Below are 10,302 nucleotides of genomic sequence, written 5' to 3'. Positions count from 1 at the left end.
CATGAAGGCCGCGAAGAAAAAAGGCCTTCCCCAGCATCACACCCACATCACCCGGATGACGCCGAAGCGGATCGAGGAAATCCTCGCCGGCGGCTCGCTCTACTGGGTGATTCGCGGCGAGGTCGCCGCGCGCGAGAAGATCATCGCGATCGAGCCGTTCCGTGACCGCGACGGCATTGGACGCTGCCGGCTGGTGATGCAGCCAAGGGTGATCGCAGTCTTGCCGCGTCCGATGCGGCCGTTCCAGGGCTGGCGGTATCTTCCGGACGCCGATGTGCCGCTGGATCTCGGCAAGGCGGCGGCCGGCAGCGTCGCCGCGATGCCCGAGCCGCTGCGCCGCGAGTTGCGCGATCTCGGGCTGCTTTAGTCAAGCTACCGCAGTCAAGCTACACGGCGACATTGTCGATCAACCGGGTCTTGCCGAGTCGCGCCGCCGCCAGGATCCGCGATGGCCCGCCGTCTGCGGAGGTGACCGGAACCAACGTCTCGGCATGGCGGAGCTCGAAATAATCCAGCGCAAAGCCGGCCGCCCTGATCAGTTCAGCGCCCGCAGCCATTGCGGTCGCTACGTCGTCGCCGGCCTTCAGCCGACGCGCAGCTTCTTTCATGGCGCGATAGAGCTCGGGCGCCGCGCGCCGCTCCTGCGGCGATAGATAGACATTGCGCGAAGACATCGCGAGGCCATCGCTTTCGCGGACGGTTCGTGAGCCGATCACCTTGACGCCCAGGTCGAGATCCCGCGCCATCCGCGTCACGACCCGCAATTGCTGGAAATCTTTTTCGCCGAAGATCGCAAAATCCGGCCGGACCTGGGTGAACAGCTTGCCGACCACGGTCGCGACACCGCCGAAGAAGTGCGGCCGGAAGCGATCTTCCAACCCCACGGTAGCCGGGCCTTCCGGCACGATTCGTGTGGCAAAGCCGTCCGGGTACATGATCTTGACGCCGGGATTCCAGATGACATCGACTTTTTCGGCGGCGAGCTTTCCCACATCGGCTTTCCAGGTGCGCGGGTACGAGCCGAAATCCTCGGTGGGCGCGAACTGGGCGGGGTTCACGAAAATCGAGACGACCACCTTGTCGGCGCGCCGTTGCGCCAGCCGTACCAGGGACACATGGCCGTCATGGAGCGCACCCATGGTCGGGACCAACGCGACGGTGGCCTTTCTCGCGCGAAGGCCGTCGACGGCGCGACGCAACAGCGGGACCGTGCGGGCGATCATCGGATTTCGTGACATGTTGGCTCGATCTGTTCGGGTGGGGCGGGCGGCGGCTTGCGCTGTGACGTGTAGCGTGCGTTGGAGCCTCGACGAAGGGAGCGCGACCTTATCAAGCTGCGCGGCACTGCGCCAAGCGGCGAACCGTCAATCGGGCGCTGCTCAGGCGTGCAGGTACCTGCACAAAGTGTACGGAGCAGCGGGCCAGCGCCGCGCGGGCGCGATGCGATTCACCATGAAGCCACACCTCAGACGATTTAAGGTTGATACTACGCATTTCGCTTGACCGCAGACGCGCGTGGATGAAGATAACGCAGGGATCGAAAAATGCTTCTTCAGACTAGCCAAGGGCAATCAGGCGCTGCTCACGTCGTTGTACTGGGCAACGAGAAGGGCGGTTCGGGAAAGTCCACCGCGGCGCTGCATATTGCCGTTGCCCTGATGAAAGCCGGACAGCGCGTCGCTACCATAGATCTCGATTGCCGGCAGCAGAGCTTTACCCGCTACATAGGCAACCGTGCCGCCTGGGCGCGCCGTACTTCGCTCAACCTGGAATTGCCGGTACATTGCTGCATCAAGCTCGGCGAGACGATGCAGATCGCGGACAACGAGAACTCCGAGTTCCAGCAATTCATGGACGCCGTCAGCGCGGTCGAGGCCACATTCGACTTCATCGTGATCGATACACCTGGAACCGACAGCTACCTGATGCGACTCGCGCATTCGATGGCCGACACGTTGGTGACGCCGATCAACGACAGCTTTCTCGATTTCGACGTGCTGGGCACCGTCGATCCGCAAACCTATGCGGTGACGGGCGTCAGTCACTATGCGGAGATGGTGCGGGACACGCGGCGCAAGCGCCGTCAGCTCGATGGCGCCACCTCGGACTGGATCGTGGTCCGCAATCGCCTGTCGATGCTCGGCTCTCGCAACAAGCAGCTGGTTGCCGATGGCCTCAACGAATTGTCGTTCCGGCTCGGCTTCCGCGCCATCGACGGCTTTGCTGAACGCGTGGTGTATCGCGAGTTCTTTCCGCGCGGGCTCACCGCGCTCGACGACCTCGACGAGGCCACGCTGGGCACGCGTCCCAATCTCGGCCACGTGACGGCGCGCGAAGAGGTGACGGGCCTGTTGCGGCAGTTGAAGCTGCCGTTGGATGAACGTGGTCGGCGCCGCGCGGCGAACCGGGCCGAGTGGTTCAATCAGGTCGACAAGCCGCTGGAAGTGCACGACATTCTGGGCGCATGAAGGTATTAAAATACCTCTGGCCTTAAAGGCTGCCGTTCATAGTGGCCGGCGAGTCAGCACTGCCCACTTTACCGCCGCTTTACCAACGATTTGAACCTGCCCTTGATTTGTCGCGTCCGACAATTCGACGGCCGCGATTTGCCCGAACTTTTGCTCCGTTGCGCAGGATATGGGTGCGTCGCACAAGGATCAGGCGGCTAATTCACAACATTTAGCCTTCTCGTCACAGGGCCGTGACGTATATAAAGAGTCACATCAAGCAAAGCGGAACGAATGCGTTCCGGTCCGTTCGCTCTGTGGCTGAGGACGAACATGAAACGTGGAATTGCCGTTCTGGCTTCTGTGGGCGCGATTGTCGCCGTCGCTTATTTCAGCGCGAGCAAATGGGCGATCCGGCACGAGACCATCACCTTCCACGATGCCTCACGCGACAACCGCCCGGTCGCGGTTGATATCGCCGTGCGCCGCGACAAGGAAATGCAGGCGAACGCCGGCATGATCAAGCTGCCGGTGGCGATCCTCAATCACGGCAATACCGTCAAGTTTACCGAATACTCGTTCCTTGCAAACGTGCTTGCTGCACGTGGTTACGAAGTGGTCAGCATCCAGCACGACCTGCCGACCGATCCGCCAATGGTGACCAAGATCGGCGAGCCCTATGTCGGACGCCTCGCGCAGATCCAGCGCGGCGTCGCCAATATCCGATTTGTGGTTGGGGAAATGGAGAAGGTCCAGCCCAATGCGGACTATGGCCATCTCACGGTTGTCGGGCATTCCATGGGCGGCGATATCACGATGTATTTCGCCAAACAGTATCCCGATCAGGTCCGGCAGGTGGTGACGCTCGACAATCTGCGCGTTCCCTTCGTCACCTCGGGCAAGTTCAAGATCCTCTCGTTCCGTTCGCATGATCCGCAGTTCAAGACCGACCCCGGCGTCATTCCGAGCGAGGACATCTGCGAGAAGGAGGGGATCACGATCGTCAAGACCAACTTCCACCATAACGACATGCGCGACACCGGCTCGGAGGAGGCGAAGGCTTCGATCCAGGGCATGCTCGACAAGTTCCTGGCGAACGCCGACAGCAACGACATTGCCGCCGTCGAAACCGATGCTGCGTCGCCGCCGAAGGTGCTCGATCCAGGTCCGGTCGCGCCGTTCGTGCCGGTCGGCAACGAACCCCAGCCGGTAAAGCCCCTCACGCACTAGTGTTGTGACTCTGACGCTTCATTCCGGCGCGCCGCGTCAGCGGCGAACCCGGAATCTTGAGATTCTGGGGCTAGATTCGGGTTCGCCCTTCGGCGCCCCGGAATGACACCGAGGGAATCATCCGTCAGCATCGGAACACTAGCGCTTTCGGAAGAGTCGGCCCAGATTAGGCTTGCTGCAAGAGGCGAGCGCTGATGGCCGGTGATCCAACCAAATCGAGATCCGCCGACGTGACGCCGGCGCAACAAGCCGATCGAAGCGGTTCCGTGCCGGACCGCAAAGCCTCGACATCGGAAGCTATCGCCGCCTTCGTCGCGAAGGCGAGAGCGATGACACCGCAAGCGCCGGCCGGTAGGGGGCGGCTGGTATTCGCGCTCGACGCCACCATGAGCCGGCAGCCGACCTGGGACATGGCCTGCGCGCTGCAAGCCGACATGTTTCGCGAGGCGGCCTCGCTCGGCAGTCTCGATATCCGCCTGGTCTACTATCGCGGCTTCAGCGAGTGTCGGGCAACGGGGTGGATTTCGGACAGCGCCGCGCTCGCCAGGCTTATGGGCAAGATCGATTGCCGCGGCGGCAACACCCAGATCGGCAAGGTATTGTCGGAGGCCCGCCGCGAAGCGGTGGCAGCAGGGGTTCGGGCCGTGGTGTTCGTCGGCGATGCCATGGAAGAGCGCGTTGACGATCTCTGCGCCAAGGCGGGAGAGCTCGGCATGCTCAAGGTGCCGGTATTCATGTTCCAGGAGGGGCATGACGAGACCGCCGAGCAGGCATTTCGCGAAATCGCGCGGCTGACCGGCGGTGCTTGGTGCCGGTTCGATCCCGGAGCCGCGGCGCAATTGCGAGAGCTGCTGCGCGCGGCCGCCGCCTACGCCGCTGGCGGCCGCGAGGCCTTGAAGCGGCTGTCGTCGAATGAAAGCGGTGCGGCCAAATTGCTCGGGCAAATGAAGTAAGGCGGACAGTTGCCGACTACGCCTGCCGCGCAGTGGCCGCCTGCGCCAAACCGTGCAGCGCCGTGGCCAAATTGCTGGCGACCTTCTCGGTCTCGCCGGAAAGGAGGTGCCGTTTCGCGAGCCAGACCGGATCATTGTACGACAGCCAGGTCGCACCGGTTTCATCCTGCCAGACCAGCGCCTTGAGCGGCAGGTCGATCCCGATGGTCTGAGCCGCCTGCATCAGCGGCGTGCCGCCCTTGGCATTTCCGAAAATCAGGACCTCTGTCGGACGCAGCGACAGCCCGGCCGCGGCGGCGCCCGCGGCATGATCGATGCGGGCGAAGACAGTCATGCCTTTGGCGTTCACAGCGGCCTCCAGGCGGTCGATGGTTTCCTTGGGCTCAAAGCTGCTTCGTATGGTCGTCAGCCCGTCGATTGGCATGGTGCGCTCCAGCTCTTCGGCATGGTCAAAGACAGATTAGCCGAACCTGCGAGGCGGATGCCAACGAACTTCTCGTGTTTCGGCAGTATCCCGTGGGGGCAAGATCGCCATGTTTTTTGCCGCCGATGCGACTATATTCGCATGCATGCCGACCCTGATCGCGGGCGCCGTCGCCGTTTTTCTCCTTTATATGCTGCTGCAAATGTTTCGCGCGGCCAATCCGGTCGTGCTCGCGCGGGCGATCAAGATCGCAGGCGGCCTGATCGCGCTGGCGATCGCCGCCTTCGTCGGCCTGCGGGGCGAACTCGCGGTCGCGATCCCGCTCGGCATTTTCGGTGCCGGGCTGCTTGGATGGTCGCCGTTCGGGACCACCGGCTTCCGCAATATCGGCGGCATGTTTGCGGGTCTGGGCGCGCAGCGCTCGCCGGGGCAGACCTCGCAGGTCCGCTCGCAGTTTCTCGACATGACGCTCGATCACGACAGCGGCGCGCTGACCGGCCGCATCGTGGCCGGACCGCAGGCCGGCCGTTTGCTGGCGGAGTTCGATCTGCCGCAATTGACGGCGATGATCGCGAGCTTCGATGGTGAGAGCGTGGCGCTACTTGAAAGCTATCTGGACAGCCGGTTTCCCGCTTGGCGTGAGCACGCGCAGGGCAACGGGGCAGGGGGGCAGCGCCGCGCGACGGCGAACGGAAAAATGACGGACGAGGAGGCCTACCAGATCCTTGGCCTGCAGCCGGGCGCGGGGCGCGATGAAATCGGACGAGCCCACCGCGGGCTCATGAAGAAACTGCATCCCGACCAGGGGGGGTCGACGTATCTCGCCGCCCGTGTAAACGAGGCCAAGGATACCCTGCTTCGCACTCATAATGGCTAACTCCGGCAACGCTAAACATACGCTACGAACCGAAAGTCGCTTCTGCTTCACGCTCTGGTCGATGCCTGCGGTCGCCCGCCATTGCCTGGCGCGGTCGATCGTTCCCTGGCAAGGAGTCTTAAGCGGAAATTCTTGACGAGAGGTTTGCAGCATTGCGGCAAGTGACCACCTCCTGAATCAAAAAGCCCGCGCCTTGCGGCACGGGCTTTTCGGCTTCTCGCTCGCAATTCAATCAGTTGTGAACGGTCATGCAGGAAATCTCCGAGCGTTTCAGCGCTTTGCACACCGCTTCGGCCTGATCGCGGTCGAGCCCTGCGAAACGGGCGCGGAACAATTTGCGATCACCCTTGGCCATCACCGGCTCGGTGAAGGGATCCGCCTTGCTGAGCAGACCATGGGCTCCACTGCGCGCGGCTTCGATCCGTTGCTGCGCTTCATCTTCGCTTTCCAGTGCGCCGACCTGCACGATCCATCCGGTGTGGACCGCGACCGGCTTGTTGCTGTCCTGCTGGACCGGCTGCGGTTGAATGGCCGCAGGGGGAGGGGCGGCGTATGCCATCGCCTGCGACGCGGACGCGGCGGGCAGGCTGGACGCCGGCAGCACGCCAAGCAGACCATTACCGGTGCCGTGACCGGGCGGCTGTGGCGGCAGGTCGGGCCGCTCCATCTCGGGCTTGGCGGTGGGTTGATTCGCGCCCAGCCGCGCGGCTCCGGCCCTGGCTGCCAGGGTGCTGGAGGTCTCCGCAGTGTCCGGGCGAGCCGCGGGAAGCGCATTGGTGACCGGCGGAACTGTCTGATACGGTCCGGCGGAGGCCAGTTTCATGGGTGCGGCCTTGATCTGCACCGTCTTCACTCGGACAGGCTTCATCGGTTCGGAAGAGCCGGGCATGATGGCGATTGGCGTCGTCTGGATCACGCCCGACGTCAACGGGGCGGGCTCGGCCTTGGTCCGGGCAGGCGGCAGGGCCGCCGCTGCCTGGGCAAAGGCTGCCGCGACCTTGGAGACCGGCGTCGGGGCGCGCGCGGGCAGCGCGGAGACATCTGCGGCAGATGCGACCTGAACATTTTGCGCCGGTCCTGACGGAGCGGCGTCGGCAACGTCCGCCGATGTATCCGACGCATTGCGTTCGGTGACGGCGGCGACGGTATGGTTGGTCGAGGCCTTGTCGAGGTTTTCCGCGAGCAGGTTGCGCATGATGGCGTCGCGCGAGCCGCCGCTGCGGCCGCCCATCACCACACCAATCAGATGCCGGTTGCCGCGGCGCATCGAGGTCAAGAGATTGAAGCCGGAGGCGCGGGTATAGCCGGTCTTGATGCCGTCGACGCCTTCGACCGCGCCAAGCAGATGGTTGTGATTGCTGATCGACTGGCCGTGGTAGTTGAAGGACAGCGTCGAGAAATAGCGATAGTAGCGCGGAAAGCGTTCCTGGATGGCACGGCCAAGCGTCGCCTGATCGCGGGCGGTCGTCAGCTGCTCATCGTCGGGCAGGCCGGAGGCGTTATGGTAGGAGGTCCGGCTCATACCGAGCGCGTGCGCCTTGTGGGTCATCATCTTGGCAAAATCGTCTTCATCCCCGCCAATGGCTTCGGCGATGACCACGGCCGCGTCGTTGGCGGAGCGCGTAACGATTCCCTTGATCGCGTCCTCAACGGCGATGGTTTGCCCCGGACGCAGTCCCAGTTTGGTCGGCGCCTGTTCGGATGCGTGCTCGGACACCGGCATCTCGGTGTCGAGTCTCATCTTGCCGGATTCCAGGCGCTCGAACAGCAGATAGAGCGTCATGACCTTGGTCAACGAAGCGGGATGGCGCAGCCCGTCGGGACTGTTGGATTCGAGCGTCGCCCCGGAATTGGCGTCGACGATGATCGAGGAGAATTGCGGACTGTAGCTGTCGTCATCGTCGTGATGGCTGTGGTGGGCCACGTGCCGGTGGGCGTGCCGCGCTTCCGCACTGTCCGTCGTGAAAACCGCCGCGGCGGTCAGCGTGAACAGCCCGAAAACACCAACCCGCACTAGGTGCAGGGAAGCCGAGGTTGTACGATGCATGAAATCCCCGTCCCAGTTTCTGATTTGATCACCGGCTCGTGAGGCGAAATTGTGCCCTTGGCCCGGATCTTTGCCTGATCGAAGCGCCGTTTCCGACCTGCCGCTGCACGGGAACCGGAGACCCTGGCGATCGATCCATCTAAGGCTCTGTTGAGAAACAGCTTTTCGTTTCCTGCCGCAATCAATAAAGCCGGTGATCAGGTTAGGCGGCGCAAGTTGCCAAACGATTAATTATCCCTTGCGTAGATCGCCGGGATTCCTGGCAAACTCCCGCCGTAATTCCCGGTCGCAATTGTGCAATGCACAAGAATCTTGACATTTATTGTGCATTGCACTAAATATAGGCGGTGCTAGGGAGCCGGGGACATCTCGGCTGCACGCCAGTCTGGGAAAGGGATCCAAAGATGTTCAAGGTCGAAGACATGCAGAGTTACGGCAAGGAGCAACTCGAGAGTGCGGTGGCGGCCGCCAGCACCGTTCAGAACGGGCTCCAGGCGATCGCCAGCGCCTATGGCGACTATACGAAGAAGTCCTATGAGGACACCAAGTCCTTCGTGGAGAAGCTCACCGCCGTGAAGTCGCTGGACAAGGCGATCGAAGCACAAACCGAATTTGCCAAGATGGCCTATGAGACCTTCGTGGCCGACTCTCAGAAGATCGCGGGGCTTTACGGCGATCTCGCCAAGCAGGCGTTCAAGCCCGTGGAAGGCCTGGTCGCGAAGTTCGCACCGGCGGCCGCTCACTAAGCACCCACGCTTCCCGTTGAACCATCAAGCGAAGCCCGGCCGTGCAGCCGGGTTTTTTCTTGGCCCGGTTTCTTTGGCCCGGTTTCTTTGGCCGGGTTTCTTGGCCGTTGTCTTGGACGTCTGATTGGCCTTCAAGGGCATTGTCGGCTTTGTGACGGGGGCCGGGAACTTCGAAAATTGCGGTTGGTCATTTGCCTCGCATGTGGAAATCTCCGACGAAGCGTCGGCAGAATTATTTTTTGTCAAATTCCATAGGATTGATTAATCTTAAGCTCTATTCTCATAGAATCGCTGGTCGCCTGATCAGGCCTCGGTCGTTTCGGTGGCGTGGAGAAAATGGACCAAACTCTCGGACGCTTGCCGGATGCCGAGGACTGACCCATATTGTGGCCATATGATCCACGTGGGGTCGGACTGGCTGGGATAGCGATCTGAGAAGCGTGTCTGGGAGGCCCATGGTGGCTCCGACGGGGAATATCCGCCGGCGCCGTCGGTTTCCCGTAGGAATATCGAACGCCTGCCATGCCGCAACCAGTTTTCAACGTTGATCCGCAAGCGAATTTTGATCCGCTAACGCCGGTCGCGATCGCGCCCTTTGGGCCGCAAATGGGCAATGACGAGAACCGCTCCCCAGGCCTGGGCGGTCCCGCCAGTTCCGTCATCACCAAAGTCAAGCCCAAGACCAAGCGGCCCAATCTCTACCGTGTCCTGATCTTGAACGACGACTACACCCCGATGGAATTCGTGGTTCACGTGTTGGAAAAATTCTTCCAGAAGGATATCGAAGCCGCGACCAAGATCATGCTTCACGTCCATCATCACGGCATCGGCGAATGCGGCGTGTTCACCTACGAGATCGCCGAAACGAAGGTGACCCAGGTGATGGACTTCTCTCGCAAGCATCAGCATCCCCTGCAATGCGTGATGGAAAAGAAGTAGCGCTCCTCGGCGCGGCAGTCTCTCGGTAGCGCCAATTCCGCCCCAAATCGGAACGGGTTTTGCATTGAACCTGCCGTGAACGCGCAAACCAGTGGCGGAACGGGTCTTTTGCGGCGCCTAGGTATAACTATATGTGACAAAGGTTGTTGTTGCCTGATCGAATAACGACGATCATGATGGCCAGGGGTCATAGAGGACGCGCATGCCGACTTTTTCTCAGAGCCTAGAACAATCCCTGCATCGAGCGCTGGCGATTGCGAACGAGCGTCATCATCAATATGCGACGCTTGAGCATCTGCTGCTTTCGCTGATCGACGACTCCGATGCAGCCGCGGTGATGCGCGCCTGCAGCGTCGATCTCGACAAGCTGCGTACCAGTCTCGTCAACTACCTCGAAACCGAGTTCGAAAATCTGGTGACCGACGGGGCCGACGATGCCAAGCCGACCGCCGGCTTCCAGCGCGTGATCCAGCGCGCCGTGATCCATGTGCAGTCTTCCGGACGCGAGGAAGTGACCGGCGCCAACGTCCTGATCGCGATCTTCGCCGAACGCGAGAGCCATGCCGCCTATTTCCTGCAGGAGCAGGACATGACGCGTTACGACGCGGTCAATTACATCAGCCACGGTATCGCCAAGCG

11 protein-coding genes are annotated in these 10,302 nt (G+C 62.0%); 8 read left to right on the top strand and 3 right to left on the bottom strand.

Going from position 1 to position 10,302, the window contains the following annotated elements; genetic code table 11:
* Nucleotides 1-367 (top strand): DUF1489 domain-containing protein (locus WCB02_RS13610; protein WP_423958744.1); only part of this gene is annotated, 367 nt, incomplete at its 5' end.
* A 19-nt stretch (nucleotides 368-386) separates the two neighbouring features.
* Here the strand turns inward: WCB02_RS13610 and panC are convergent.
* Nucleotides 387-1,238, bottom strand: coding sequence for a pantoate--beta-alanine ligase (panC, locus tag WCB02_RS13605; protein ID WP_423958743.1), 852 nt, complete (start codon nucleotides 1,236-1,238; stop codon nucleotides 387-389).
* Nucleotides 1,239-1,544: 306 nt separating this feature from the next.
* Between panC and WCB02_RS13600 the strand changes: the two genes are divergently transcribed.
* The 3 genes from WCB02_RS13600 to WCB02_RS13590 all read left to right on the top strand — a co-directional run bounded on the left by WCB02_RS13600 (nucleotide 1,545) and on the right by WCB02_RS13590 (nucleotide 4,630).
* Nucleotides 1,545-2,468 carry a division plane positioning ATPase MipZ gene (locus WCB02_RS13600; protein ID WP_423958742.1) on the top strand — a complete coding sequence of 308 codons (924 nt, stop codon included), beginning with the start codon at nucleotides 1,545-1,547 and terminating at the stop codon, nucleotides 2,466-2,468.
* 312 nt (nucleotides 2,469-2,780) lie between these two features.
* Nucleotides 2,781-3,677, top strand: coding sequence for an alpha/beta fold hydrolase (locus WCB02_RS13595; protein WP_423958741.1), 897 nt, complete (start codon nucleotides 2,781-2,783; stop codon nucleotides 3,675-3,677).
* A gap of 194 nt (nucleotides 3,678-3,871) precedes the next feature.
* Nucleotides 3,872-4,630, top strand: a complete 759-nt coding sequence (locus WCB02_RS13590; RefSeq protein WP_423958740.1) for a VWA domain-containing protein — start codon at nucleotides 3,872-3,874, stop codon at nucleotides 4,628-4,630.
* Between the two features lie 16 nt (nucleotides 4,631-4,646).
* Here the strand turns inward: WCB02_RS13590 and WCB02_RS13585 are convergent, their stop codons facing one another.
* Nucleotides 4,647-5,054, bottom strand: a complete 408-nt coding sequence (locus WCB02_RS13585) for a DUF302 domain-containing protein (protein WP_423958739.1) — start codon at nucleotides 5,052-5,054, stop codon at nucleotides 4,647-4,649.
* Between the two features lie 145 nt (nucleotides 5,055-5,199).
* Between WCB02_RS13585 and WCB02_RS13580 the strand changes: the two genes are divergently transcribed.
* Nucleotides 5,200-5,931: a DnaJ domain-containing protein gene (locus tag WCB02_RS13580; protein ID WP_423958738.1), complete on the top strand. Its 732-nt coding sequence runs from the start codon at nucleotides 5,200-5,202 to the stop codon at nucleotides 5,929-5,931.
* 232 nt (nucleotides 5,932-6,163) lie between these two features.
* On the opposite strand, the gene WCB02_RS13575 is transcribed toward WCB02_RS13580, so the two are convergent.
* Entirely contained in the window at nucleotides 6,164-7,978 is a 1,815-nt protein-coding gene (locus tag WCB02_RS13575; RefSeq protein WP_423958737.1) for a serine hydrolase, read from the bottom strand.
* 404 nt (nucleotides 7,979-8,382) lie between these two features.
* Between WCB02_RS13575 and WCB02_RS13570 the strand changes: the two genes are divergently transcribed.
* The 3 genes from WCB02_RS13570 to WCB02_RS13560 all read left to right on the top strand — a co-directional run.
* Nucleotides 8,383-8,724 carry a phasin family protein gene (locus tag WCB02_RS13570; RefSeq protein WP_423958736.1) on the top strand — a complete coding sequence of 114 codons (342 nt, stop codon included), beginning with the start codon at nucleotides 8,383-8,385 and terminating at the stop codon, nucleotides 8,722-8,724.
* Nucleotides 8,725-9,330: 606 nt separating this feature from the next.
* Nucleotides 9,331-9,663 carry an ATP-dependent Clp protease adapter ClpS gene (gene clpS / locus WCB02_RS13565; protein WP_423958745.1) on the top strand — a complete coding sequence of 111 codons (333 nt, stop codon included), beginning with the start codon at nucleotides 9,331-9,333 and terminating at the stop codon, nucleotides 9,661-9,663.
* A gap of 202 nt (nucleotides 9,664-9,865) precedes the next feature.
* Nucleotides 9,866-10,302 (top strand): Clp protease N-terminal domain-containing protein (locus WCB02_RS13560; RefSeq protein ID WP_423958735.1); only part of this gene is annotated, 437 nt, incomplete at its 3' end.

The organism is Bradyrhizobium sp., from assembly GCF_049581145.1.
Lineage (GTDB): Bacteria > Pseudomonadota > Alphaproteobacteria > Rhizobiales > Xanthobacteraceae > Bradyrhizobium.
This window is presented reverse-complemented; position numbering and strand designations above follow the sequence as displayed.